Source organism: Promicromonospora alba (genome assembly GCF_042654905.1).
GTDB classification, from domain to species: domain Bacteria; phylum Actinomycetota; class Actinomycetes; order Actinomycetales; family Cellulomonadaceae; genus Promicromonospora; species Promicromonospora alba.
The window spans coordinates 36938-62661 of record NZ_JBHSFI010000003.1 but is presented as its reverse complement, the minus strand read 5'-3'; the positions used below and the strand labels follow the sequence as shown (position 1 = coordinate 62661).

The 25724-nt window shown below is 71.0% G+C and carries 19 protein-coding genes; 14 read left to right on the top strand and 5 right to left on the bottom strand.

Going from position 1 to position 25724, the window contains the following annotated elements:
* The first annotated feature begins 193 nt into the window (after positions 1-193).
* From ACFO6V_RS05490 to ACFO6V_RS05465, 6 genes are all read left to right on the top strand, one after another.
* On the top strand, positions 194-1840 hold the full coding sequence (locus tag ACFO6V_RS05490; RefSeq protein ID WP_377133056.1) for an ABC transporter substrate-binding protein: 1647 nt from the start codon (positions 194-196) through the stop codon (positions 1838-1840).
* 122 nt (positions 1841-1962) lie between these two features.
* Positions 1963-2970, top strand: coding sequence for an ABC transporter permease (locus ACFO6V_RS05485; RefSeq protein WP_116675627.1), 1008 nt, complete (start codon positions 1963-1965; stop codon positions 2968-2970).
* A gap of 56 nt (positions 2971-3026) precedes the next feature.
* Positions 3027-3929 (top strand): ABC transporter permease, encoded by a 903-nt coding sequence (locus ACFO6V_RS05480; RefSeq protein WP_377135158.1) that lies wholly within the window; start codon positions 3027-3029, stop codon positions 3927-3929.
* Entirely contained in the window at positions 3926-5743 is a 1818-nt protein-coding gene (locus ACFO6V_RS05475; protein ID WP_377133053.1) for a dipeptide ABC transporter ATP-binding protein, read from the top strand. The genes ACFO6V_RS05480 and ACFO6V_RS05475 overlap by 4 nt, the downstream gene beginning before the upstream one ends.
* Before the next feature lie 210 nt (positions 5744-5953).
* Complete coding sequence (gene rpsA, locus ACFO6V_RS05470; RefSeq protein ID WP_377133051.1) at positions 5954-7444, top strand: 30S ribosomal protein S1; 1491 nt, start codon at positions 5954-5956, stop codon at positions 7442-7444.
* 212 nt (positions 7445-7656) lie between these two features.
* The gene (locus ACFO6V_RS05465; RefSeq protein ID WP_377133049.1) at positions 7657-10398 is read left to right on the top strand and encodes a tetratricopeptide repeat protein; all 2742 of its coding nucleotides are present in this window, start codon (positions 7657-7659) and stop codon (positions 10396-10398) included.
* Positions 10399-10413: 15 nt separating this feature from the next.
* On the opposite strand, the gene ACFO6V_RS05460 is transcribed toward ACFO6V_RS05465, so the two are convergent.
* Both ACFO6V_RS05460 and ACFO6V_RS05455 read right to left on the bottom strand, forming a co-directional pair.
* Positions 10414-11337, bottom strand: a complete 924-nt coding sequence (locus tag ACFO6V_RS05460) for a cation diffusion facilitator family transporter (protein ID WP_377133047.1) — start codon at positions 11335-11337, stop codon at positions 10414-10416.
* A 56-nt stretch (positions 11338-11393) separates the two neighbouring features.
* Entirely contained in the window at positions 11394-13283 is a 1890-nt protein-coding gene (locus ACFO6V_RS05455) for an ABC transporter ATP-binding protein (RefSeq protein WP_377135156.1), read from the bottom strand.
* 225 nt (positions 13284-13508) lie between these two features.
* Here ACFO6V_RS05455 and ACFO6V_RS05450 point away from each other — a divergent pair, with 225 nt between their 5' ends.
* The 7 genes from ACFO6V_RS05450 to ACFO6V_RS05420 all read left to right on the top strand — a co-directional run bounded on the left by ACFO6V_RS05450 (position 13509) and on the right by ACFO6V_RS05420 (position 22377).
* The gene (locus ACFO6V_RS05450; RefSeq protein WP_377133045.1) at positions 13509-14741 is read left to right on the top strand and encodes a cytochrome P450 family protein; all 1233 of its coding nucleotides are present in this window, start codon (positions 13509-13511) and stop codon (positions 14739-14741) included.
* A 103-nt stretch (positions 14742-14844) separates the two neighbouring features.
* Entirely contained in the window at positions 14845-15474 is a 630-nt protein-coding gene (coaE, locus tag ACFO6V_RS05445; RefSeq protein WP_377133043.1) for a dephospho-CoA kinase, read from the top strand.
* Between the two features lie 43 nt (positions 15475-15517).
* Positions 15518-16204 (top strand): pyroglutamyl-peptidase I, encoded by a 687-nt coding sequence (locus tag ACFO6V_RS05440; RefSeq protein ID WP_377133041.1) that lies wholly within the window; start codon positions 15518-15520, stop codon positions 16202-16204.
* Between the two features lie 89 nt (positions 16205-16293).
* Complete coding sequence (locus tag ACFO6V_RS05435; RefSeq protein WP_377133039.1) at positions 16294-17727, top strand: NAD(P)/FAD-dependent oxidoreductase; 1434 nt, start codon at positions 16294-16296, stop codon at positions 17725-17727.
* A gap of 72 nt (positions 17728-17799) precedes the next feature.
* Positions 17800-19914 (top strand): excinuclease ABC subunit UvrB, encoded by a 2115-nt coding sequence (uvrB, locus tag ACFO6V_RS05430; RefSeq protein WP_377133037.1) that lies wholly within the window; start codon positions 17800-17802, stop codon positions 19912-19914.
* Between the two features lie 203 nt (positions 19915-20117).
* On the top strand, positions 20118-21089 hold the full coding sequence (locus ACFO6V_RS05425) for an NAD(P)-dependent alcohol dehydrogenase (protein WP_377133035.1): 972 nt from the start codon (positions 20118-20120) through the stop codon (positions 21087-21089).
* Positions 21090-21348: 259 nt separating this feature from the next.
* Complete coding sequence (locus ACFO6V_RS05420) at positions 21349-22377, top strand: TerC family protein (protein WP_377133033.1); 1029 nt, start codon at positions 21349-21351, stop codon at positions 22375-22377.
* A gap of 95 nt (positions 22378-22472) precedes the next feature.
* Here ACFO6V_RS05420 and ACFO6V_RS05415 read toward each other — a convergent pair whose 3' ends face one another.
* Positions 22473-23339: a hypothetical protein gene (locus ACFO6V_RS05415; protein WP_377133031.1), complete on the bottom strand. Its 867-nt coding sequence runs from the start codon at positions 23337-23339 to the stop codon at positions 22473-22475.
* 124 nt (positions 23340-23463) lie between these two features.
* A complete protein-coding gene (locus ACFO6V_RS05410; RefSeq protein WP_377133029.1) occupies positions 23464-23745 on the bottom strand; it encodes a YciI family protein in 282 nt (93 codons plus the stop codon).
* Positions 23746-23854: 109 nt separating this feature from the next.
* Between ACFO6V_RS05410 and sthA the strand changes: the two genes are divergently transcribed.
* Positions 23855-25273 carry a Si-specific NAD(P)(+) transhydrogenase gene (gene sthA, locus ACFO6V_RS05405; RefSeq protein ID WP_377133027.1) on the top strand — a complete coding sequence of 473 codons (1419 nt, stop codon included), beginning with the start codon at positions 23855-23857 and terminating at the stop codon, positions 25271-25273.
* A 119-nt stretch (positions 25274-25392) separates the two neighbouring features.
* Here the strand turns inward: sthA and ACFO6V_RS05400 are convergent, their stop codons facing one another.
* Positions 25393-25629, bottom strand: coding sequence for a hypothetical protein (locus ACFO6V_RS05400; RefSeq protein WP_357510267.1), 237 nt, complete (start codon positions 25627-25629; stop codon positions 25393-25395).
* Positions 25630-25724: the final 95 nt, after the last annotated feature.

Here is a 25724-nt window from a genome sequence, read left to right as displayed (position 1 = left end):
TTCGTACGGCTGTGTCTATGAGTCACGGGCGAATACCACAGGAGCGGCCATAACAAAAGGGTCACGATTGGATTCCGGTCAGGGAAGCGAAATACGCAGGCAACGAGAAGGCTCCTAAGGTCAGGCGCAAACGTCTGCGTGTCGTCGTGTCCCGAACCCGGGCTCGCCGATGCGCTCGAGGAAGGAGAGTGCCATGCGTCGACGCGCTACGCGCCTTGCGGGCGGCGTCACCCTGGTGACTGCGCTCGCAGTGGCTCTGAGTGGATGTGTCGCCAGCGAGCGGGACCCCGAGGGCAGCGGCGAGGGCGGCGGCAAGGACACCTTCGTGTTCGCCGCATCCGCAGACCCCGGATCGCTCGACCCCGCGTTCGCCAGTGACGGCGAGTCGTTCCGGGTCGCACGCCAGATCTTCGAGGGCCTCGTCGGGGTCGAGCCCGGCACCGCCGACCCGGCCCCCCTGCTCGCCGAGAGCTGGGACATCAGCGAGGACGGCCTGGAGTACACCTTCCACCTCAAGGAGGGTGTCAAGTTCCACGACGACACCGACTTCGACGCCGAGGCCGTGTGCTTCAACTTCGACCGGTGGGCGAACTGGACCGGCCTGGCCGCGTCCGAGTCGCTGTCGTACTACTACACGCACGTGTTCGGTGGTCAGGGCGAGAACGGCAAGTACGACTCGTGCGCGGCCTCGGACGCCGCGACCGCTGTCGTGAAGCTGAAGAGCCCGCTGCCCGAGCTCGTCCCCGCGCTCTCGCTGCCGTCGTTCTCCATGCAGTCGCCGGCGGTGCTCGAGGAGTTCAACGCGGACGAGGTCGGCGGCGCCGAGGACGCTCCTGAGCTCTCCGAGTACGCCACCGCGCACCCGGTCGGCACCGGCCCGTACACGTTCGACGAGTGGAAGACCGGCGAGTCGGTCACGCTCAAGGCGTTCGACGGCTACTGGGGCGAGATCCTGGACGTCAAGAACATCGTCTTCACGGTGATCGCCGATGGCACCGCGCGCCGCCAGGCGCTCGAGGCCGGCGACATCGACGGCTACGACCTGGTCGCCCCGGCCGACGTCGACGCCCTCGCGGAGTCGGGCTACCAGATCCTGAACCGCGAGCCGTTCAACATCCTGTACCTGGGCATGAACCAGAAGCAGAAGCCGCTGGACGACATCCGCGTCCGCCAGGCGATCGCGCACGCGATCGACAAGGAGGCGCTGGCCGCGGCCGCGCTGCCCGAGGGCACCGAGGTCGCCACGCAGTTCGTGCCCTCGATCGTCTCCGGCTTCAGCGAGGACGTCGCGCAGTACGAGTTCGACCAGGACAAGGCCAAGAGCCTCCTGGCGGAGGCCGGGCAGGAGAACCTCGAGCTCGAGTTCAACTACCCGACCGACGTCTCGCGTCCGTACATGCCGGACGCCGCGGCGATCTACGAGGCCATCTCGGCAGACCTCGAGGAGGTCGGCATCACGGTGACGGCGACGCCGGAGCCGTGGAGCCCCACCTACCTGGACACCATCCAGGGCAGCGAGAACCACGGGCTGCACCTGCTCGGCTGGACGGGTGACTACAACGACACCTACAACTTCATCGGCACCTTCTTCGGCGCCGAGTCGTCCGAGTGGGGCTTCAACGACCCGGACCTCTTCAAGAGCCTGAGCGACGCGCGGTACGCCGACGTCGACCAGCAGGAGGCCCAGTACAAGGCCGCGAACGAGGCCGTGATGGAGTTCCTGCCGGGCGTGCCGCTCGCCAGCCCGGTGCCGTCGCTCGCCTTCACGGAGCAGGTGCAGGACTACCCGGTGTCGCCGGTGCAGGACGAGGTCTACAGCGTCATCACGTTCTCGGAGTAAGAGAACCCGATGACACACCTAGGGTGCATCGCGCCTTAGGGTGAAGTGCTCAGGTCGGGGCGCGGCGCCTGCCGCGCCCCGACCGCTGTCCGTGACTTTCGAGGATCTTCCTGAGGATAGGTATGCTCCGCCTCATCGTGCAGCGGTTGCTGCTCCTGATACCGCTGCTCCTAGGGCTGTCGGTGCTGTTGTTCGCGTGGGTCCGGGCGCTGCCCGGCGGCCCCGCGACCGCCCTGCTGGGCGAGCGGGCCACACCAGAGGCCATCGCTCGTATCAACACCCTGTACGGCTTCGACCAGCCGTTGCACATCCAGTACTTCAAGTACCTGGGCCGCCTGCTGACCGGGGACTTCGGTGTCTCCACGCGGACCGGCCGTCCGGTGCTGGACGAGTTCATCACGCGCTTCCCCGCGACGATCGAGCTGACCGTCGTCGCGCTGATCATCGCGATCGGCATCGGCATCCCGCTCGGCTACGTCGCTGCTCGCCGTGCCGGCTCGATCATCGACCACTCGTCGGTCGTCGTGTCGCTGATCGGCGTCACCGTGCCGGTGTTCTTCCTCGCCTTCATCCTGAAGTACCTGTTCGCCGTGGAGCTGGGCTGGTTCCCCTCCACGGGGCGGCAGGACCCGACGATGATCGCGACGCATCCGACGAACTTCTACGTGCTAGACGGACTGCTCACCGGTGAGTGGGACGCCGCATGGGACGCGTTGGTCCACCTGATCCTGCCCGGCATCGCGCTCGGCACGATCCCGCTGGCGATCGTCGCGCGGATGACCCGCGCCGCGGTGTCCGAGGTGCAGAACGCCGACTACGTCCGTACCGCCCGCGCCAAGGGCATCAAGCCCGCCCGGCTGCGCGGCGAGCACATCCTGAAGAACGCGATGCTCCCGGTGCTGACGACCATCGGCCTGCAGGTCGGCCTGCTGCTGTCGGGCGCCGTGCTCACCGAGACGGTCTTCGCGTTCAGCGGCATCGGCTCGTTCCTCGCGGAAGCCGTGTTCAACGCCGACTACCCGGTGATGCAGGGCTTCGTCCTGATGATCGCGATCGTGTACGCCCTCGTGAACCTGTTCGTCGACGTGTCGTACGGGCTGATCGACCCCAGGCTGAGGAGGCAGCAGTGAGTGCCAACGAGCTCCCCCTGACCGACGGCGCGGCTGCCCAGCCGCTCCACACCAGCATCCACGGCGACGGGCCGGGCGGTGCCGACCACGGCGGCGAGGGCGTCTGGACGCGTGCCTGGCGCACGCTCCGCAAGAACCCGGTGGCGATCGCCGGTTTCGTGATCGTCGCGGCGTTCGTGCTCATCGCGCTGCTCGCCCCGCTGATCGCACCGTACGGCGCCCACGAGCTGCCGGGCCGGGCCGAGGTGCGCCCGACGATGATCCCCGGGCCGTCGGCCGAGTACCCGCTGGGCCTGGACCGCTACGGCGGCGACGTGCTCAGCAAGCTGATCTGGGGCGCCCGCGCGTCGCTCCTGGTGGGCGTCCTGTCCACGCTGTTCGGCCTGGCTGGCGGTATGGCCCTGGGCCTGCTCGCGGGCTGGTTCGGCAAGTGGGTCGACTTCGGCGCGATGCGCCTGGTGGACCTGATGCTGTCCGTGCCGTCGCTGCTGCTGGCCGTCTCGATCGCCGCGATCGCCGGCCAGTCCTCGATGTCGGTCATCGTCGCCATCGGTGTGGTGCAGGTCCCGATCTTCGCCCGCCTGCTGCGCGGCTCGATGCTCGCGCAGCGCGGCCAGGACTACGTGCTGGCCGCGTCGGCGCTGGGCCTGAGCCGGCGCTCGGTGACCATGAGCCACGTGCTGCCCAACAGCGTCGGCCCGGTCATCGTGCAGGCGACGCTGACCCTCGCCACGGCAGTGATCGAGGCGGCTGCGCTGTCCTTCCTCGGCCTGGGTGGCGGCGAGCCCTCCACCGCCGAGTGGGGCCGCATGCTGACGGCCGCGCAGCAGGAGCTGGCGGTCGCGCCGCGCCTGGCGATCCTGCCCGGTATCTGTATCGCCGTGACGGCCCTCGGCTTCACCCTCGTGGGCGAGAGCCTGCGCGAGGCCCTCGACCCCCGGAACAGGACCCGAAAATGAGCGACACCCCTGAGCAGAAGACCTCCGGCACAGCGTCCGACTCTGTGGCCGGACCGGAGGCCGCCGACGTCGTCCTGCGCGTCGAGGACCTGTGCGTCGACTTCCGCACCGAGAACGGTGCGGCACGCGCCGTCGCGAACGCGAACCTGACCGTCCGGCGCGGGCAGACCGTGGCGATCGTGGGGGAGTCGGGCTCCGGCAAGACCACCCTGGCCATGGCTGTCCTCGGCCTGCTGGCCAGCAACGGCTCGGTGGCCGAGGGGCACATCTGGTTCAAGGACGAGGACCTGGGCAAGGTCAGCCCGCAGCGCATGGCGCAGCTGCGCGGCACCGAGCTCGGCCTCGTGCCGCAGGACCCGATGACCAACCTCGACCCGATCATGCGGATCGGGCAGCAGATCGACGAGGGCCTGATCGACAACGGCCTGCGCACCCGCCGGGACGCACGTACCCGCACGGTCGAGCTGCTCGACGAGGTCGGCCTGCCGGACGCGCGGCGCCGGGCGAGCCAGTACCCGCACGAGTTCTCCGGCGGCATGCGTCAGCGCGCGCTGATCGCCATGGGCCTGTCGGGCCGTCCGGCCCTGCTGGTGGCGGACGAGCCGACGTCGGCGCTCGACGTGACCGTGCAGCGGGGCATCCTCGACCAGCTCTCCGGGCTGACCGAGGAGCTGGGCACGGCGGTGCTGCTCATCACGCACGACCTCGGCCTCGCGGCCGAGCGTGCCGACGTCGTCGTGGTCATGTACCGCGGTGACATCGTCGAGCAGGGTCCCGCGCGCCAGGTCCTCACCGACCCGCAGCACGAGTACACCAAGCGCCTCATGGCGGCAGCGCCGTCCCTCGCCTCGCGGCGCATCGAGATCGCGCGCGAGCGCGGCCTGGACGACGTCCTGGAGGACGCCCTCCTGGCCCACGGTTCCCCAGGGTCTGCCGAAGTAGAGCGCGTGTCCGAGGACGCGGAAGGTGCACCCACCGGAGAGGCGGACACGCGCTCTACTTCGGCAGACTCGGCGAACCTGGTGTCCGTTCGGGACGTGAGCAAGGTGTTCTCCATCCGGGGCAACGGACTGTTCTCCCGCGCCAAGGACTTCACGGCGGTCGACGGCGTGAGCCTCGACATACCGCGCGGCTCCACGGTGGCCGTGGTGGGGGAGTCGGGTTCGGGCAAGTCGACCCTCGCCCGGATGATCCTCGACATCGAGAAGCCGACCACCGGTTCGATCACGTTCGACGGCGGCCTCGTGGGCGCTGGCAACCACCGCGACCAGATCGCCTACCGGCGCCGGGTCCAGCCCGTGTTCCAGGACCCCTACTCGTCGCTCGACCCGCTCTACTCGGTGTACCGCGCGATCGAGGAGCCGCTGCGCGCGCACTCCTACGGTGACGTGGCGGCCCGGCGGGCCCGGGTGGAGGAGCTCGCCGACCAGGTGGCGCTCAGCAAGGGCCAGCTGCAGCGGTTCCCCTCCGAGCTGTCCGGCGGCCAGCGCCAGCGCGTGGCGATCGCCCGCGCCCTGGCGCTGTCGCCGGAGCTCGTGGTCTGCGACGAGGCGGTCTCGGCGCTCGACGTGGTGGTGCAGGCGCAGATCCTGCAGCTGCTCGCCGGCCTCCAGGAGGAGCTGGGGCTGACCTACCTCTTCATCACGCACGATCTCGCCGTCGTGCGGCAGATCGCCGACCGCGTGCTGGTGATGCAGGACGGGCGAGTGGTCGAGGAGGGGACCGTCGACTCGGTCTTCGACTCGCCCGCCACGGACTACACGCGGGCCCTGCTCGACGCGATCCCCGGCAAGGACCTGGAGCTCGCGCTCTGAGGGCTCGAACTGCCGCCTCGCACTGCCGCCTCGCACTGCCGCCTCGCGGCGCCCTGGCTCGCGTTGACCGGGGCGCTGCGACGCCACTAGGATGGCTGGCGGTGCCGTGCGCCTTTCGGCGATCGTCAGCACCTCACGAGCACAGCACAAGCAGAGCTCAAACAGACCCTGTCCTTACTACACCATGTCCGCATCGGAGCATCGAACTCAATGACCATCTCCACCCCCGCGAAGTCCGCACCCCAGGTTGCCATCAATGACATCGGCACCGAGGAGGACTTCCTTGCTGCCATCGACGCCACCATCAAGTACTTCAACGATGGGGACATCGTCGAAGGCACGATCGTCAAGGTGGACCGCGACGAGGTCCTTCTTGACATCGGCTACAAGACCGAGGGTGTGATCCCGTCCCGGGAGCTCTCGATCAAGCACGACGTCGACCCTGGCGAGGTTGTCTCCGTCGGCGACGCCGTCGAGGCCCTGGTTCTCCAGAAGGAGGACAAGGAAGGCCGCCTGATCCTGTCCAAGAAGCGCGCACAGTACGAGCGCGCCTGGGGCACGATCGAGAAGATCAAGGAAGAGGACGGCGTCGTCACCGGCACCGTCATCGAGGTCGTCAAGGGCGGCCTCATCCTCGACATCGGCCTGCGCGGCTTCCTCCCCGCCTCCCTCGTGGAGATGCGTCGCGTCCGCGACCTCCAGCCGTACGTCGGCAAGGAGATCGAGGCCAAGATCATCGAGCTCGACAAGAACCGGAACAACGTCGTGCTGTCGCGCCGTGCCTGGCTCGAGCAGACGCAGTCCGAGGTTCGCTCCACCTTCCTGCAGACGCTGCAGAAGGGCCAGGTGCGCCCGGGTGTCGTCTCCTCGATCGTCAACTTCGGTGCGTTCGTGGACCTCGGCGGCGTCGACGGTCTGGTGCACGTCTCGGAGCTGTCCTGGAAGCACATCGACCACCCGTCCGAGGTCGTCGAGGTCGGCCAGGAGGTCACGGTCGAGGTGCTCGACGTCGACTTCGACCGCGAGCGTGTCTCCCTGTCGCTGAAGGCGACGCAGGAGGACCCGTGGCAGACCTTCGCCCGTACGCACGCCATCGGTCAGGTCGTGCCGGGTAAGGTCACCAAGCTCGTCCCGTTCGGTGCGTTCGTCCGCGTCGAGGACGGCATCGAGGGCCTGGTCCACATCTCGGAGCTGGCCGTGCGCCACGTCGAGCTGCCCGAGCAGGTCGTCACCGTCGGTGCCGAGGTCTTCGTCAAGGTCATCGACATCGACCTGGAGCGCCGCCGCATCTCGCTGTCGCTCAAGCAGGCCAACGAGGGCGTGGACCCGGAGTCCGAGGACTTCGACCCCGCGCTGTACGGCATGGCCGCCGAGTACGACGACGCCGGGAACTACAAGTACCCGGACGGCTTCGACCCGGAGACCAACGAGTGGCTCGAGGGCTTCGAGACCCAGCGCGAGGCGTGGGAGGCGGAGTACGCCAAGGCGCACGAGCGCTGGACCGCGCACCGCAAGCAGGTCGCCGAGGCGCTCACCGCGGACACCGAGGCGACCGAGGCCCCCGCGGCCGCGGCCTCGTCCAGCGGTGGCGGCAGCAGCAGCAGCACCACCTACTCCTCGGCTCCGGTCGAGGAGGTCGGCGGGACGCTGGCCTCTGACGAGGCGCTCGCCGCGCTCCGTGAGAAGCTCACGGGTAACTGACCCGAGCTGATCGACGGCCCGTCGCCCCTTCGGGGGCGGCGGGCCGTCGTCGTTCCCCGGGCGGGTCGCCGGTGTTTTCATGATGCGGTGCAGCGCCCGGCCCTGTGGCCGCATTCAGGCCTCTGACCTGGGACGACGCCGTTCGGTGCGGCTTCCTGGTGTATCACAGGCGTGCTGGTCAGACGGACCGAGGTGTTGTTGGATGACTCCCCATGAGCCGACCCGGACCCGACGAGACGCGGGGCACGAGCCCAGCCGCTCTCCTCGAGCCCGAGCGCGCGGTGGTGCCGTTCATGGGCCGCGGGCGGGAGCTGGCGGAGCTGCGGTCGTGGGTGCGGTCGCGGGAACCGGTGGCGCTACGGCTGCTGTGCGGGCTCGGTGGTGTGGGCAAGACGCGCCTGGTGCTCGAGCTCGGCAAGAGCCTGCGGCGCACCGGATGGACGGTGGTCCACGTGCCGCCGGGCGCGGAGGCCGCCGCGGTCTCCGCGTCGTCGGACAGTCGCCGTGTCCTGCTGGTCGTCGATGACGCGGCGTCCCGGCCGGGCCTGCCCGCGATGCTCGATGCCATCGGGTCCACCCGGACGCGGGGGCGCCTGCGCGTCCTGTGCACCGCCCGCAGCGGCGGGCAGTGGTGGCGCAGGGAGCGGTGGACCAGCCAGCTGTGGGCCGGCCGGACGCCGTCGGTCACCCAGATGGCGCTGGAGCCCGCCCTCGACAGGACCCTCGACGTCGCCTTCGACCCCGCGCTCGGGCTGGAGATCGAGCGGTCTGGCGACTATCGCGCGCTCGTCGAGGCAGCGGCCACGCGCTTCGCCAGGGCGCTGGGCCGACCGGTCCCGCGGCTTCGGTTCCCGGTGGAGCCCGACCAGCAGGTGCGCGCGCTCGACCTGCACGCGGCAGCGCTGGCGACGGTGCTCGACGGCGGCAACGACGTCGTTGACCCGGTAGGCGCGCTCGACCTGGTGCTCGACCACGAGCGCGCCCGGTGGGCGGGCTCGGACGCTGACGCGGGGTTCGCGCCTGGCGCCGCCGAGGCGGCACTGGCCGTGGCGACACTGCTCGGCGACCCCACGGACGAGGGCATCCGCGCCGCGCTGCGCCGGGCCGGCGCGGAGCCCGTCGCGGGCCGGACGGCGGACGCCGTGGCGTGGGTCCGCGCGCACCTGCCGGCGGTCCCACGGCTGGCCGAGCTGCTCGTCTCGCGCACCCTTGCGGCGTCCGAAGAGCTCACCGCCGCCTGCACGCACGACCTGGCGCCGGGGGAGGCGTTCGCGATGCTGGCGTTCGCGACCGAGATGGGTCTCGACCGGCCGGTCGCCGAGCGCGACGTCACCGGCGAGCTGATCGAGGCCGCGGCGTCCGCCCTGCCCGCCGGACGGGCGGCGGACCTGCCCGCGTTGATGCGGGCCTCCCGTCGGCTGCCGCGCTCGTCAGGCCCCCTGGCCGTGCCGGTGCTCGACCGCCTCACGCACCGGGTGGCGGACCTCGCCCGGGCGACCGGCAGCGACGCCGAACATGGTGAGGCGCTGACCGACCTCGGCATGGTGCTGATCGCCGAGGGCGAGCCCGACGTCGCGATCGGCGTCCTGCAGGAGGCGGTGGGCCTGTGGCGCGGCCTCGCCTGGGGCGACGAGAACCGGTACCGGCCCGCGCTGTGCACGGCCCTGAACAACCTGGGGACGGGGTACCGGGCGGTGGGCAGGCACGGCGACGCCCTCGCCGTGCAGGAGGAGGTGATCACCCTGTGCCGCCGGTTTCCCCCGGGCGACGAGTTGTGGGCGGACGCCGAGCACGCACACGCCCTCCAGAACGCGGGGGTGTCCTACACGGAGCTCGGCCGGGTCGGCGAGATCGAGGTGGCGCAGCGGGCGTCGCTCGAGATCTACCGCCGCCTCGCGGAGGGCGACCCGGTCCAGTACGAGCCGCAGGTCGCCGCTGTGCTGGGCAACTTCGAGGCCCTGACCGAGAGCGGGCGGCCGGAGGACGCGCTGCCCGCGAACGCCGAGGCCGTCGCGATCCGCCGCAGGCTCGCCGCCGCCCGTCCCGAGCACCTCGGGGAGCTGGCCTGGTCGCTCGGCCAGCTCGGCACCACCCTGGAGGCCCTCGGGCGGTACGAGGAGGCGGGCGTGGTGCTCGTGGAGGCGCTGGAGCTCCAGCGCCGCCTCGCCAAGGAGAACGCGCGCGGGACCCGCCCCGACCTCGCCGGCGCGCTCTCGGCGCTCGGCGCGCTGTACTCGACCACCGGCCGTGCCGACGAGTCGCTCCGGTTGGAGCGGGAGGCGCTGGAGATCCGGCGCGACCTCGCCCGCGAGCACCCCGACCGGTACCTGCACTACCTCGCGCACTCGCTGTCGAACCTCGGCGTCACCCTGGCCCGGCGCGGCAGGTACGACGAGGCGGTGCTGCTGGAGGAGGAGGCGGTGGCCATCCGCCGCGGCCTGGCCGGCGGGAACGCCCGGTCCCTGAAGTACCTCGCGCAGTCCCTGTCCAACCTGGGCGTGCGGTACGCCGACCTGGGCCGGTTCGACGAGGCGCTGCCGCCCACGCAGGAGGCGGTCGACATGCTGCGCCGGCTCGTGCGCGAGCAGCCGGAGAAGTACCGCACGGGTCTCGCGGAGGCGCTCGCGAACCTGGGGGCCACACTGCTCGACCTCGACCGGGCCGCCGACGCGCTGCCGCCGATGCGGGAGGCGGTGATGATGCGCCGCCAGCTCGTCCTGGAGAACCCGGACAAGCACCGGCCCGACCTGGCGCTCGCGCTCTCCAACCTGGCCAGCGCGATGAGCGCGGTCGGCGACAACGTCGCCGCGCTGGGGCACGCGCGGGAGGCGGTCGAGATGCGCCGCCGGCTCGCCGCCGACCTGCCCGAGCGGTACCGGTCCGAGCTGGAGCGGTCGCGGGCAGTGCTCGCCCGGATCGACGCCGCGATCCGGAACCCGACGTCCGCACCGTAGCCGGGCCCGCAGCGGTCAGACGTGCTGCGCGCGCTCGTGGGCGGGGTGGGTGTGCGGCTCCACCTGGAACGTGGAGTGCTCGACGGCGATGTCGAAGTGCTCGGCCACGCACTCCTGCAGCTGGTCGAGGATGCGGGCGGCGTGGCCGTCGGTGAAGCAGTCGGTGCCGACAACCACGTGGGCGCTCAGCACGGGGAGGCCCGTGGCGATGAGCGACGCGTGCATGTCGTGCACGTCCTCGACGTGGTCGAGCTTCAGCAGGTGCGCGCGGACCTCGTCGAGGTCCAGGCCCGGCGGTGACGACTCCAGGAGCACGGACACGGTCTCCCGCAGCAGCCTGAGCGCGCGCGGGAGGATGAGGGCGCCGATGAGCAGCCCCGCGACGACGTCGGCCCGCTGCCAGCCCGTCAGGGTGATGACGACCGCCGCGACGACCACCGCGAGCGAGCCCAGGGCGTCGCTGACCACCTCGAGGAACGCGGCGCGCAGGTTCAGGTTGGCGGTACGCCCTCCGGCGAGCACCGCCATCGCCGCGATGTTTCCCACCAGGCCGATCAGGCCGAACACCACGAGCTCGCCGCCGGGCACCGCAGGGGGTGCGACGAGCCGCGAGATGCCCTCGACGAGCACGTACACGCCGACGGCGAGCAGGACGCCGGACTGGGCGAGGGCCGCGATCACCTCGGCCCTGCGGTAGCCCCAGGTGCGCCGGGCCGACGCCGGCCGCTCCATCAGCCGCGCGGCGAACAGGGCCATCGCGAGGCCACCGGCGTCGGTCAGCAGGTGCACCGTGTCCACGAGCAGCGCGAGGCTGCCCGTCAGCGCGGCGCCGACGACCTGGGCGAGCAGCACCGCCGTCGTGATCGTGAACGCGGCGGTGAGGCGGCCACGATGGCTGTCCGGCGCGTGCTGGTGGTGGTGGGAGTCCACAGGGCACATCCTCCCAGCCCGTGCCGCGGAGCACGCGCTCAACCGCTGGGCCTTTGAACCCTCGGTCAGCCGGTCGCGGCGAACTGGGTCCGGTACAGGTCGGCGTACAGGCCCCCGGCGGCCAGCAGCTCTGTGTGCGTCCCCGCCTCGGCCACCCGCCCGTCGGCGAGCACCACTATGCGGTCCGCCGCGCGCACCGTGGACAGGCGGTGCGCGATGACCAGCGACGTCCGCCCCGCGAGGGCCTGGTCGAGCGCGACCTGCACGGCGGCCTCGGACTCCGAGTCGAGGTGCGCGGTGGCCTCGTCGAGCACCACGACGTCGGGCGCCTTGAGCAGCAGGCGCGCGATCGCGAGGCGCTGCCGCTCACCGCCGGACAGCCGGTAGCCGCGGTCGCCCACGACGGTCTCCAGGCCCTCGGGCAGCCTGTCGACGAGGTCCCAGATGCGGGCCTGGCGCAGCACCCGCTCCAGGTCGGCGTCCGTGGCCTCCGGGCGCACGAACCGCAGGTTCGCGGACATCGTGTCGTGGAACAGGTGGGCATCCTGGGACACGACGCCGACCGTGGCCCGCAGTGACGCGAACGTCACGTCCCGCAGGTCGGTCCCGGCGATGCGTACCGAGCCCGACGTCGGGTCGTACATGCGGCTGACCAGCTGCGAGATCGTGGTCTTGCCCGCCCCGGACGGGCCGACGAGCGCCACCATGGAGCCCGCCGGGACCTCGAACGAGACGTCGACCAGCGTGTCCGCCGTCGGATCCTTGCGCGGCCCCGCCACCGACTCCAGGGAGGCGAGCGACACCTCCTCGGCCCGGGGGTACCGGAACGTCACGTCAGCCAGCGAGATCGAGGCGCCCCGGGCGGCCACGGCGGCCCGCAGGTCGACGGCGTCCGGCTTCTCGGCCACCGACGGCTCCAGGTCCAGCACCTCGAGCACCCGCTCGAACGACACGAGCGCCGTCATCACGTCGACCTGGACGTTCGCCATCGCCGTCAGCGGCCCGTACAGACGCGTGAGGTACGTGGCGAGCGCCACGACCGTGCCGACCGTGAGCTCGCCCGCGATGGCCTGCAGCCCGCCCAGCCCGTACACGCCCGCCACGGCCAGGGACGCGATGGTCGACAGCCCCACCCGGAACCAGGTACCCAGGAGCGCCGTCCGCACGCCCAGGTCGCGGCGCTCGCGGGCGGGCTCGGCGAACCGCTCGGACTCGGTCGCGGGGTCGCCGAAGACCTTGACGAGGTGGGCGCCGGACACGTTGAACCGCTCGTTCATGACCTGGCCCAGGTCGGCGTCGACCTCCATGCCGCGGCGGGTCAGGGCGGCGAGCCGGCGGCCGAACCAGCGCGCCGGGAACACGAACAGCGGCACCAGGACGAGGGCGCCGAGTGTGAGCTCCCAGGACATGGTGAGCATCGCCGCGAGCGTGAAGGCGATGGTCAGGGTGTTGGAGACCACCGTCTGCAGGGTCGACGTGAAGGCGCGCTGCGCGCCGAGCACGTCGCCGTTGAGGCGCTGCACGAGCGCACCCGTACGGGCCCGGGAGAAGAAGGCCAGCGGCATGCGCTGGACGTGGTCGAACACGGCTATCCGCAGGTCGAGGATCAGTCCCTCGCCGACCTGGGACGACACGAGCCGGTCCGCCACCGACAGCCCGGCGGCGAGGATCGCGAGCACCGCCGCGGCGGCGGCCAGCAGGACGACCAGGCGGGTGTCGCCGCCCGTGATGCCGTCGTCGATGATCCGCTGGAAGAGCAACGGCGTGGCGGCGCCCGCGGCGGCCTCGAGGGCCAGGATCAGCACGAACAGGGTCAGCCGGCCCCGGTAGGGGCGGGCGAAACCCACTATGCGCCGCAGCGTGGCCCGGCCGAGGCGCTCGTGGGCGACCGAGCCGTCCTGCGTGAACGACCGCATCGCGCGGCCCCCGCCCATGCTTCCACCGCCACCGTGCATGCTCACGACTGCATCGTCGCACGCGGGCAGGTTCGGTTCGGTGTCGCGGGCTCCTCGGCCCCGCGCACAGGTGACCCGAAGGTAGCTGGTCCACCGACAGTGAGCTGGACCACACGGGTGTTACGTGTTCTCCGCAGCCCGTGATAGAAACCCACGATCGGGCGTCTACGCAGGTCGCCCCATACTTCGATGGATGATTCGATGAATATCGACGGGTGGAGGGCCATGCCTGACCTGGAGCCGCAGCGGAGCGGAGGTCGCGTGGCGCTGGTAGATCTGACCGGGGCGAAGGACATGACCGCAGAACTGCGGAAGCTGCAGGACCGGTGGGGGCCCGTGGCCCCCGTCGACCTGGAGCCCGGAGTGCCCGGCTGGCTCGTGCTGGGGCACGCCGAGGTCATGGAGGTGATGCGCACGGAGAGCGTCTTCGCGCGCGACCCGCGGCACTGGAACGAGCGGCTGCCGCTGGACTCGACCCTGCACGCGATCCTCTCCCCGGCCGGACGGCGCGCGCTGTACTACGCGGACGGCGCGGACCACCGGCGGCTGCGGCTCCCGGTGGACGAGGCGTTCGCGGGCATCGACGAGGCGCAGACCGCCGCGATGGTGCGCGGCGTGTGCAGCCGGCTGATCGACTCGTTCGCTGCCCAGGGCCACGCGGACCTGATCGGCGGGTACGCCGCGGCGGTCTCGTTCCTGTCGGTGTCGGGCATGTTCGGGTTCGACGAGCGGCAGGGCATCGCCCTCCTGCGGTGCGCGCACGGCATCTTCGGGCACGGTGGCGATTCCGTGACAGCGCTGGCCACCATGGACCAGATAGTGCTCGACCACGTCCTCGCGACGCGGGAGGACCCGGGGAACAACCTGACCGCCCGCTTCGTCGAGCACCCGAGCTTCGAGGACGACACGGAGATCGTGCACTCGATGGTGGTGGCGATCTGCGCGGCCAACGAGATGCTCGTGACGTGGATCGCGGCCACGCTGCGCCGGATGCTCACCGACCCCCGGTACACCGGCCGGGTCACGGGCGTGCGCCGCGGCCTCGACGACGCGATGGACGAGACGCTGTGGAGCGAGCCGCCGGTCGCCAACCTGCCGGCCCGGTACGCCGTGACCGACTGCACGCTCGGCCGGGTGCGGATCCAGGCCGGGGACGCGATAGTCATGGGCCTGGCCGCCGCGAACAACGACCCGCGGGTGCGCACCACCGACGACCTCTTCGAGGCGAACAACCGGTCGCACCTGTCGTTCGGCGTCGGGCCGCACGCGTGCCCGGCCAGGCGTCCGGGGCGGCTGGTCGTGAAGATCGCCGTCGAGAGCCTCATGGAGCGCCTCGACCTGCGCCTCACCGATCCCGAGGTCACGTGGGCCCCGTCGCCCTGGTCGCGTTACCCGGCCGTGCTGCCCGTGGAGTTCACGCCCGAGCGGCAGTCCGCGCGGACGCCGGCCCGGGTCTGAGGCTCCGGAGCGACTCCCTCCCGTCCCCTCGGATCCGGCCCTGTCCGACCTTCGTCCGACGTTCGTCTGACAGCGCCGGGCCGGAGGGGGCAGGATGGAGCACATGTTTCGAATCGGACTCACCGGAGGTATCGCGGCCGGCAAGTCGGTCGCGACAGCACGCCTGGCCGAGCTCGGCGCCGTCGTCATCGACCACGACCTGCTGGCGCGGGAGGCGGTCGCGCCAGGATCGGTGGGCCTCGCCGCGATCGTCGAGGCGTTCGGCGACGTCGTCCTGACGCCGGACGGCGGCCTGGACCGGCCGGGGCTCGGCGCCCTGGTCTTCGCCGACGCGGCCGCGCGCCGCCGCCTGAACGACATAGTGCATCCGGAGGTGCGGCGGCTCTCGGCGGAACGGGAGGCCATGTCGGCCGCCGCGGACCCGACCGCAGTCATCGTGCACGACATCCCGCTGCTGGTGGAGACCGGGCAGGCCGAGCACTTCCACCTGCTGGTCGTGGTGCACACGCCCGCCGAGCAGCGGGTGCGCCGCCTCGTCGAGGGCCGCGGGCTGAGCGAGGAGGCCGCGCGCTCCCGGCTCGCGTCGCAGGCCGCCGACGACGAGCGGCTCGCCCTCGCGGACTTCACCCTGGACGGTTCGGGGAGCGAGGACAATCTACGCGCACAGGTAGATACCCTGTGGCAGCGCGTGGCCGAAGAGGTCGCGCAGGAGGCGGAGGCAGACTCCGCGTGATCCGGCCGGCGTGATCCGCACGGCCCGGTGAGGAGCGTGCGCGATGAAGGTACTGGTCACAGGGTTCGAGCCGTTCGGCGGTGACGCCGTCAACTCGTCAGGGGAAGCGGTCACGGCCCTCGCGGCGCGCTGGACCGGCCCGGACGAGCTGGTCACGGCCGTCCTGCCGGTCGAGTTCGACCAGGTCCGCTCTGCCGACGGCCTCCTGCTGCGGCTGCTCGACGAGCACGCGCCCGACGTCGTCCTCGCCGTGGGCCTGGCCGCCGGCGTCACCCAGGTGCGGGTCGAGCAGGTGGCGATCAACCTCATGGACGCCCGGATCCCCGACAACGGCGGCACCCAGCCCGTCGACGCCCCGGTGGCCGACGGCGGCCCCGACGCCCGGTTCACGACCCTCCCGGCCAAGGCCGCCGTCGCCGCCGTCCGCGCGGCGGGCATCCCCGCAGGCGTCACGTACAGCGCCGGGACGTACGTCTGCAACGCCGCGTTCTACGCGCTGCAGCACGCGCTGGCCGAGCGGCCGGGCGTGCTGTCCGGCTTCGTCCACGTGCCGCGCACCACCGAGGAGGTCGGGGGAGACGCCACGGCGTCCGCGCTGTCGGACGGCGGCGAGCCGCACCTCCCGCTCGAGTCGCTCGTCAGCGCCCTGGAGATCGTGGTGCGCACGGCGCTCGCCACGGCCCGCGGCGAGGCGGTGGAGCCCGCCGGGGTCGCCGGCACGCTGCACTGACTGACGGGTCTGGCTGACGGGTCTGGCTGACGGGTCTGACTGACAGGTCTGGCTGACGGGTCTCGCTGATCGGGGAGGGGTGGTGCCGCGTGGGCGACGGGCGGGTGGACGAGGCTCGGCAGGGCAACGGTGAGGGACTGGGTGACGGTATCGGCGGCGGCAGAGGGCATGCGGTCGTCGTCGGGGGGAGCATCGCCGGCCTGCTCGCGGCGGTAGCGCTCGCCCGGCATGCCGGGCGGGTGACGATCGTCGAGCGCGACCGGTACCCGGACCGGCCGGAGCCGCGCAAGGGTGTGCCGCAGAGCAGGCACACCCATCTCCTGCTGGAGAGCGGGCTGCTGGCCATCGAGCGGTTCCTGCCCGGCCTCGAGGTCGAGCTGTTGGCCGCCGGGGCGCTCCAGGTCCGGTCGCCCACCGACTACCTGCAGAACATGCGTGGCCGCTGGTTCGGGCGGGGGCCCGCGATCTCCACGACGCTGTGCCTCACCCGGCCCCTGCTGGAGCACGGGGTGCGGACCAGGGTGCTGGCGCACCCGGGGATCACGGCGGTGCAGGGCACCGACGTCGTCGGGCTGACCGGGACCGCCGAGCGGGTCACCGGTGTGCTGCTGCGCGAGCGCGGCGGGGAGCGGGCCGGCGCCGAGCCGACGGAGCTGCCAACCGTGCCGACCGAGCTGGCCGCGGACCTGGTGGTCGACGCCTCCGGACGGTCCTCGCACACGTCGGAGTGGCTGGAGCGCCTCGGCGGGGTCCGGCCCGCCGAGGACCGTGTGGTGTCCGGCATCGGCTACGCCACGCGCGTCTACCGCGACGGCTCGGACGGCGCCCTGACCGACGCCCGCCTCGTGTACCTGGTGGGGGAGACGATGGGCGCCGTGATCGTGCCGGTCGAGCCCGCGGGCACCCACATGATCACCTTCGCCACCCCGCGGGGCGAGGCCCTGCCCACCGCACCAGGGGCGTTCGAGGCGCTGGCCGACCGCCAGCCGCACCCCCTGGTACGGCAGTGGATCGACGAGGCAGAGCCGGTCTCGCCGGTGTACGGGTATCTCAGGACGGAGAACGTGCGCCGGGCGTACGACCGGACGGTCCCGGAGGGCCTGCTCGTCACGGGCGACGCCCTGTGCGCGCTGAACCCGGTGTTCGGGCAGGGCATGTCGACGGCGGCGCTCGCGGCCGTCGCGCTCGACGAGAGCCTTGCCGCCGGGACGTCGAACCGCAGGACCCAGGCGGCGCTGCTCGCGGCCTCCGGCCACGCCTGGGCCATCTCGACCGGCGCGGACAAGGCACGTCCGGGAGTCACGGGCAATGCCGCCAACCAGTCCCTCCGTGACCGGTTCACGGGCTGGTACCTGGCCAGGGTGCAGGAACGCTGCGGGGTCAATCCTGAGGTCCAGGACACGTTCCGCCAGGTGCTGGCGCTCGTGGCCCCGCCCACCGAGCTGTTCCGGCCCGCGGTACTCCGGTCGGTGCTCTTCGAGAAGGGCGCACCTGCCGACGCCGCCCCGCCGCTCCGGCTGTGAGGTCCGGCTGTGAGGTCCGACGTGAGGTGACTCCCGCGCGGGAGTGTCAGTGGTCGGTCGTACCGTAGTCACATGCGACCCGTGACCGATCTGCAGCGCACGGTGGCCCCGTTCGAGGTCATCTCCGAATATCAGCCGGCAGGCGACCAGCCGACGGCGATCGCCGACCTGACCGAACGCGTCCAGGCCGGCGAGAAGGACGTGGTGCTGCTCGGCGCCACGGGTACCGGCAAGTCGGCGACGACGGCCTGGCTCGTCGAGAAGTTGCAGCGGCCCACCCTGGTGATGGCGCCCAACAAGACGCTCGCCGCGCAGCTCGCCACGGAGTTTCGGGAGCTGTTGCCGAACAACGCCGTCGAGTACTTCGTGTCGTACTACGACTACTACCAGCCCGAGGCGTACATCGCGCAGTCGGACACCTATATCGAGAAGGACTCGTCGGTCAACGACGAGGTCGAGCGCCTCCGGCACTCGGCGACCTCGTCGCTGCTGACCCGGCGGGACGTGATCGTGGTCGCATCGGTCTCGTGCATCTACGGCCTGGGCACGCCGCAGGAGTACGTGGACCGCATGGTCCGTCTCGACGTGGGCGACGTCGTGGACCGCGACCAGCTGCTGCGCCAGTTCGTGACCATGCAGTACACGCGCAACGACGTGGCGTTCACGCGCGGGACGTTCCGGGTGCGCGGCGACACCGTGGAGATCATCCCGGTGTACGAGGAGCTCGCGATCCGGATAGAGATGTTCGGCGACGAGATCGAGTCGATCCAGACGCTGCACCCGCTCACCGGCGACGTCGTCCGCAACGAGCAGTCGATCTACGTGTTCCCGGCTACGCACTACGTGGCGGGCCCGGAGCGCATGGAGCGGGCCATCGGCGGCATCGAGAAGGAGCTCGAGGGCCGGCTGGCTGAGCTCGAGAAGCAGGGCAAACTGCTGGAGGCCCAGCGGCTGCGCATGCGCACCACGTACGACATCGAGATGATGCGCTCGATCGGCACCTGCGCAGGCATCGAGAACTACTCGATGCACATCGACGGCCGCGAGCCGGGCACGGCACCCAACACGCTGCTCGACTACTTCCCCGAGGACTTCCTGCTCGTCATCGACGAGTCCCACCAGACGGTGCCCCAGATCGGCGCCATGTACGAGGGCGACGCCTCCCGCAAGCGCGCGCTCGTCGACCACGGCTTCCGACTGCCCAGCGCCATGGACAACCGCCCGCTGAAGTGGGAGGAGTTCACCGAGCGCATCGGGCAGACGGTCTACCTGTCGGCCACCCCCGGCGACTACGAGCGCTCGCTGTCGGACGGGGTGGTCGAGCAGGTCATCCGACCCACCGGCCTGGTGGACCCCGAGGTGATCGTGAAGCCGACGACCGGCCAGATCGACGACCTGCTGGGCGAGATCAGGGACCGTGTCGACCGCAACGAGCGCGTCCTGGTGACCACCCTGACCAAGAAGATGGCCGAGGACCTCACGGACTACTTCCTGGAGCGCAACGTGCGGGTGCGCTACCTGCACTCCGACGTGGACACCCTGCGCCGGGTCGAGCTGCTGCGCGAGCTGCGGCTCGGCGAGTACGACGTGCTGGTGGGCATCAACCTCCTGCGGGAGGGCCTGGACCTGCCGGAGGTGTCGCTCGTCGCGATCCTCGACGCCGACAAGGAGGGCTTCCTGCGGTCGGGGCGGTCCCTCATCCAGACCATCGGCCGTGCGGCCCGTAACGTGTCCGGCCAGGTACACATGTACGCGGACAAGATCACGCCCGCGATGCGCATGGCCATCGACGAGACGTCGCGACGTCGCGAGAAGCAGGTGGCCTACAACACCGAGCGGGGCCTGGACCCGCAGCCGCTGCGCAAGAAGATCGCGGACGTCACCGACATGCTCGCCCGCGAGGACCTGGACACCCAGGAGCTGCTGGCCGGCGGGTTCCGGAACAGCCGCAAGGGGAAGGGCGAGGGCAGGGGGGCGCGGGTGCCCGGCAGCCCGAAGGAGGGCTCGACGACCGGCAACCGGCTCTCCGGTGCTGCCGCGAGCGAGCTGGCCGAGCTGATCCAGGAGCTCACCGACCAGATGCACGCGGCGGCCGCGGAGCTGCAGTTCGAGGTGGCGGCGCGGTTGCGCGACGAGATCTCGGGGCTCAAGAAGGAGCTGCGGCAGATGCAGGCGGCGACGGCCTAGAGCGGGCTCCGCGCGGAAGCCGAGCCCTGGCCCACCCGGGCCGGGGCTCGGCTCGGTTTGCGTGAACGACAGCTGCGAACGAGTTCCGCGGACGAAAGCCGCGAACCGCCCAGTTCACCCTTGACCTGGTCACAGGCCCGGAGGACTCTGATCCCGCAGGGGTGCAGCGCACGTCCGAGAGCGTGACAGGCCAGGAGGCCGTGATGCGAGCACTCACACAGGACAGCTATGGCTTGGACGCGCTCGCGGTGCGCGACGTCCCCGAGCCGCTCCCCGCGAAGGGGCAGGTGCTGGTCCGGGTGAACGCGGCGGGGGTCAACCCGTACGACTGGCACTTCGCGGCAGGGCAGCCGATGATCGCTCGCCCGATGATGGGCGGGCTCGGCGGCCCCCGTCCGCAGGTCCGGGGCGCCGACCTGTCGGGAGTCGTCGCGGCGGTAGGCCCCGGCGTCACCGCGTTCGCGCCGGGCGACGAGGTGTTCGGGTTCGGGGCCGCGGGGACGTTCGCGGAGCGCGCGGTGGCGAACGCCACCCGGATAGCGCACCGTCCGGTCGACCTCACCCATATCGAGGCCGCCGCGCTGCCGATGGCGGCCGTCACGGCGCTCCAGTTCCTGCGCGCGGCGGGGCTCACGGCCGGGCAGCGCGTGATGATCACGGGCGCGGGCGGCGGCATCGGCCACTTCGCCGTGCAGATCGCCGCCGCGTGGGGCGCGCACGTGACGGGCGTGTGCAGCACGCGCAACGTGGCGATGGTGCGCGAGCTCGGCGCCTCCGACGTCATCGACTACACGCGCGAGGACGTCACGGCGGGCGAGCCGCGCTTCGACGTCGTCTTCACGAATGCCGGCCGGTACCCGCTGCGCGCGCTCGGCCGCGTCGTCGTGCCGGGCGGGCTGGTCCTCACCAACGACGGGAGCAAGGCGGGTCTGTTCGGCTCCATGCCCGACCTGCTGGCGGCACCGCTGGTGTCGCGGTTCCGCCCGTACCGCGCGATGAGCGTCTCGGCGTCCGAGAACGCTGAGGACCTCGCGGCGCTCGCCCGGATGGTGGACGGCGGCGTGCTGCTCCCGATCGTGAGCGCGACGTACCCGCTCGACCGCGCGGTCGAGGCGATCCGGCAGGTGGCGGGCGCCGGGCACGCACGCGGGAAGCTCGTCGTGACGCTCTCCTGAGAGCGGCGACGTACGTCACGTTCGGGAACAAAGGTGGCGTCCCGTATGCTTCCCTCCGTTGGAGGGGAGTACCTCATAACGGCTTGGTCGTCATCACAGCTGCCGATGACGTCAGCTCGGCCTGGCCGGCTCGTGGTGCGACAGCGTCTGATCTCGGTCAGGCTGGTGCACGGGCGAGCGAGGAAGACCTCCGGTGCCCTGCTGTACACACCGGAGGCTCGAGGCTGTCGCGCGTTCCTCCCTGTTCCGGAAGGAAACAATGGTCCACGAACTACCCGTGACGTTCGAGGTGATCTCGCTCGGGGCGATGCTCGTCCTGCTGATCGCCGACCTCCTCATCGTCGGCCGTCGTCCGCACGTGCCGTCCATGAAGGAGAGCGCCATCTGGGTGAGCTTCTACGTGGGGCTCGCCGTGATCTTCGGTGGGATCGTCTGGGGCGTCGGTGGCATCACTCCGGCCGCGGAGTTCTACGCCGGCTGGCTCATGGAGTACTCCCTGAGCGTCGACAACCTCTTCGTGTTCGTCATCATCATGGCCCGGTTCGCGGTGCCGCGTGACCAGCAGCAGCGCGTGCTGATGATCGGCATCATCATGGCGCTGATCTTCCGGGCCGCCTTCATCCTCGCGGGTGCGGCCCTGATCGAGCAGTTCACCTGGCTCTTCTACATCTTCGGCGCGTTCCTCATCTACACGGCGATCCAGCAGGCGATCCCCGAGACGCCGGAGGAGCACGACGACTACAAGGAGAACGTCCTCATCCGGCAGATGCGGAAGGTCCTCCCGCTGCACCACCAGTACGACGGTGCGAAGCTGCGGACCACCGTCGACGGCCGCAGGCTCTTCACGCCGCTGATCATCGTGTTCCTGGCCATCGGCTCCACGGACGTCCTGTTCGCGGTCGACTCGATCCCCGCCATCTTCGGCATCACCAGGGACCCGTTCATCGTGTTCGCCACCAACCTGTTCGCGCTGATGGGTCTACGGCAGCTCTACTTCCTGCTGGGTGGTCTGCTCGACAGGCTGGTGTACCTGCCCTACGCGCTCTCGGCGATCCTCGGCTTCATCGGTATCAAGCTGATCCTCGAGGCGCTGCACACCAACTCGATCCCCTGGATCAACGGTGGCCACGGCTTCCACTGGGCGCCCGAGATCCCGATCTGGCTGTCGCTCACGGTGATCGTCGTGTCACTGGTGGTCGGCACGGTCGCGAGCCTCATCAAGTCCGCACATGACGAGCGGATAGAGGCAGCGAAGGAGCCCGAGCCGTCGGAGGAGTCCTCGAAGTAGCCGTACAGCAGTAGCCGTACAGCAGTAGCCGTACAGCAGGCCGACGGCCGCGTCCACCACGGTGGCGCGGCCGTAGGCCTGCTCGGACTGTCGGTTCAGACGGTCGTGTAGTCCACCTGGATCGAGAAGATGTCGTGGTCACCGGACCGGAGTGTCCCGGTGAACCCGCTCTTGTGCGCCTCTGGCTCGCTGGGTGCCGACGGCTCGACGTCCACCGTGCAGGTCTGGCCCGCCGCGGCGAGATGATCGGCCCGCAGCCGGAAGCGGCCGGCCTGCCACCGGGCACCGGGCCCGGCCGCGGCCTCCAGGACGTGGTCGAACAGCGCGAACGTCGCGTAGCCCGCCACGGAGACGGGCAGCGCGGGGAACCCGTCGAAGTGCCCCCGGCACATCGCGGCCTCCACCGCCAGCTTGGCCGTGGCGCTGCGGGCGTCGGCCGCGATGTCGACGAGCGGTGCCGGGGCGCTGTACGGGCTGGCCGGCTCCGTCGCGTCCGGCGCCGTGGCGGGGCCCATCAGACGCCGGAACACGGGCGCCGACATGACGAGGTACTCGAGATCGAGCCGCGCCACGAGATTTCCGTCGGCGTCGCGCAGCTCGGTCTCGGCGACCGCGCGGTTGCGGCCGGTCATGCGGGCGGCCGCGGTCCCGTGGAGCGTGGTCAGCGTCGCGGTCGGCGGGTACATCCGGCCCACCCCGCGGTGCGCGAGGTAGTAGTGCCGTCCGGAGCCCGGGTTGACGGTCGCGGTGGCGGAGAGACCGAGGATGGCGAGGTGCCGCCCCGCCTCCGCGATGTTGATCAGGGTCGCCTGGCGTCCGGTGGACGTCTGGACCGGGACCGTGGCAGTGGCCAGCCCAGGGGCTGGACTGGCCAGGTCACCGAGCGCGTAGTACGGCGGCGTCACGCAGATACGCGAAGCGATCTCCGCGTAGGCCACCGTGGTGCTGTCGACAGAGGTCATGCGGTGCCTCCCGAACATAGCCAGCAGTGCTCCAACTGGCATCATGTGCACCAGAGGCTGCTCAAGACCATTGCCCGGTCAGGACTCTTCGGTCAAAGTTTCCACATGGCGAAGTATTGGTGTCCTACTCCGCGAGGCCGCCGATCACCACGTCCCACTGGCGCGCGCTGCGCTCGGCGATGACCCCCCGCACCTGGAAGGGGTCGGTGTCCAGGATCCGCAGCGCGTCCTCGGCGGACTCCGCCTCGAGGACGACCAGCGCGCCGATCCCGCCGTCGACCGGCCCCGAGGCACGGACGACGCCCTCGGCGTTGAGCCCGCGCAGGAAGTCGCGGTGGCTGGGGCGGACCTCGTCACGGGTCGCCACGTCGTCGGAGTAGGTGTAGCTCACGGCGTAGATGCTCATGGCGCCAGCCTGCCATCACGGGGGCAGAGCCGGTTAATTCTTGATGAAGTTGCACCTTGTTCGACGAAGTCGCTCGTCACGGGGCCGCCCGCACCGTCACACTCGGACGATGGACGCACGAGAGAACCACTTCGACCTCGTCGTGATCGGCTCCGGCCCCGGCGGCCAGAAGGCCGCCATCGGCGCCGCCAAGCTCGGCAAGCGGGCGGCAGTGGTCGAGCGGCGCGACAGCGTCGGCGGCGTCAGCCTGCACACGGGCACCATCCCGTCCAAGACCCTGCGCGAGGCGGTCCTGTACCTGACCGGCCTGCACATGCGGGACGTGTACGGCTCCAGCTACCGGCTCAAGGAACGCATCACGGTCCAGGACCTGCTCGCGCGGCTCCAGCACGTCATCGGCAGGGAGGTCGAGGTGGTGCGCAACCAGCTCGCGCGCAACCACGTCGAGACGGTGGTGGGCAGTGCCCGGTTCACCGGCCCGAACGAGCTGGAGGTGACGGACGGCGAGGGCGACGTCGTCCGGCGGCTGACCGCCGACAAGATCGTCGTGGCCGTCGGCACCAGGCCCGCGCGGCCCACGAACATCGCCTTCGACGGCGTCCGCGTGGTCGACTCCGACGGCATCCTCGACATGACGGAGGTGCCGCGGACCATGGTCGTGGTCGGCGCGGGCGTGATCGGCATCGAGTACGCGTCCGTGTTCGCCGCGCTCGGCACACGCGTCACCGTCGTCGAGTCGCGCGACAAGATCCTCGACTTCTGCGACTCCGAGGTCGTCGAGGCGCTCAAGTTCCAGCTGCGCGACCTGTCAGTGACCTTCCGGCTGGGGGAGACCGTCGAGTCGGTGACGGCCGGCAGCGACGGCACGGTCACGGCCCTGGCCTCCGGCAAGCGGATCCCCGCCGACTGCGTGCTCTACTCCGCCGGACGGCAGGGCTCCACCGACGGGCTCGACCTCGCGGCGGCAGGGCTCGAGGCGGACCGGCGCGGTCGCCTGCGGGTCGACAAGCAGTTCCGGACCGACGTCGAGCACATCTACGCCGTCGGCGACGTGATCGGCTTCCCCGCGCTCGCGGCCACCTCCCAGGAGCAGGGGCGGCTCGCGGCATACCACGCGTTCGGTGAGCCGATCTCGTCGCTGCTGGAGCTGCAGCCGATCGGGATCTACACGATTCCCGAGATCTCCTACTGTGGCGACACCGAGGACCAGCTCACCACAGCGGGCGTGCCGTACGAGGTGGGGGTCGCGCGCTACCGCGAGCTGGCACGCGGGCAGATCGTCGGCGACTCCTACGGGATGCTCAAGCTGCTCGTCTCCACGGAGGACCGCAAGGTCCTCGGCGTGCACGTGTTCGGGACCGGGGCCACCGAGATCATCCATATCGGACAGGCGATCATGACCACCGGCGGCACCGTGGACCATCTGGTCGACACGGTGTTCAACTACCCGACGCTCGCGGAGGCCTACAAGGTCGCCGCCCTCGATGCGACGAACAAGATGCGGGACGTCGAGCGGTTCGGGTTCTAGCGGTTCGGCGTCCAGCGGTCCGGCCTCTGCGGGCTGCGGACCTGGGGACGGATGAGGCGCCCGCCCACCGCCAGGTGGACGGGCGCCTTCGTGCGTCTACCGCGACAGGTGAGCCAGGCTCACTTGTCGCCGGCCACCGAGAGGACCTCGGCGTCGGCCAGGGTCACGAGCGCCTGCGCGTGGACCGCGTGCTGCCACTTGCCCAGGTCCTCGATCGTCTTGATCTTGAGCTCGGCGAGCATCTCGTCGTGCTTCGGCGTGAGGCCGAGCAGCGCCGACGGCGGAGCCGCCAGGATCGCGGCGATGCTCTGGTCCTTGTAGGCCTTGTCGACGAGCTTGTTCAGGTTCAGGCTCACATGCCTGCCTTTCGTCCGTGCGGTCGTGGAGCGGCCGGGCTTTCACCCGGCCGAGGGAAGGATGTCGTGGTCGAGACCGGTATGCAACTTTCGTC

Coding starts and splice junctions, on each gene's coding strand:
- ACFO6V_RS05490 (WP_377133056.1), top strand. CDS start 194: ATGCGTCGACGCGCTACGCGCCTTGCGGGCGGCGTCACCCTGGTGACT.
- ACFO6V_RS05485 (WP_116675627.1), top strand. CDS start 1,963: ATGCTCCGCCTCATCGTGCAGCGGTTGCTGCTCCTGATACCGCTGCTC.
- ACFO6V_RS05475 (WP_377133053.1), top strand. CDS start 3,926: ATGAGCGACACCCCTGAGCAGAAGACCTCCGGCACAGCGTCCGACTCT.
- rpsA (WP_377133051.1), top strand. CDS start 5,954: ATGACCATCTCCACCCCCGCGAAGTCCGCACCCCAGGTTGCCATCAAT.
- ACFO6V_RS05465 (WP_377133049.1), top strand. CDS start 7,657: ATGAGCCGACCCGGACCCGACGAGACGCGGGGCACGAGCCCAGCCGCT.
- ACFO6V_RS05460 (WP_377133047.1), bottom strand. CDS start 11,337: ATGTGCCCTGTGGACTCCCACCACCACCAGCACGCGCCGGACAGCCAT.
- ACFO6V_RS05455 (WP_377135156.1), bottom strand. CDS start 13,283: ATGCACGGTGGCGGTGGAAGCATGGGCGGGGGCCGCGCGATGCGGTCG.
- ACFO6V_RS05450 (WP_377133045.1), top strand. CDS start 13,509: ATGCCTGACCTGGAGCCGCAGCGGAGCGGAGGTCGCGTGGCGCTGGTA.
- coaE (WP_377133043.1), top strand. CDS start 14,845: ATGTTTCGAATCGGACTCACCGGAGGTATCGCGGCCGGCAAGTCGGTC.
- ACFO6V_RS05440 (WP_377133041.1), top strand. CDS start 15,518: ATGAAGGTACTGGTCACAGGGTTCGAGCCGTTCGGCGGTGACGCCGTC.
- uvrB (WP_377133037.1), top strand. CDS start 17,800: ATGCGACCCGTGACCGATCTGCAGCGCACGGTGGCCCCGTTCGAGGTC.
- ACFO6V_RS05425 (WP_377133035.1), top strand. CDS start 20,118: ATGCGAGCACTCACACAGGACAGCTATGGCTTGGACGCGCTCGCGGTG.
- ACFO6V_RS05420 (WP_377133033.1), top strand. CDS start 21,349: ATGGTCCACGAACTACCCGTGACGTTCGAGGTGATCTCGCTCGGGGCG.
- ACFO6V_RS05415 (WP_377133031.1), bottom strand. CDS start 23,339: ATGACCTCTGTCGACAGCACCACGGTGGCCTACGCGGAGATCGCTTCG.
- ACFO6V_RS05410 (WP_377133029.1), bottom strand. CDS start 23,745: ATGAGCATCTACGCCGTGAGCTACACCTACTCCGACGACGTGGCGACC.
- sthA (WP_377133027.1), top strand. CDS start 23,855: ATGGACGCACGAGAGAACCACTTCGACCTCGTCGTGATCGGCTCCGGC.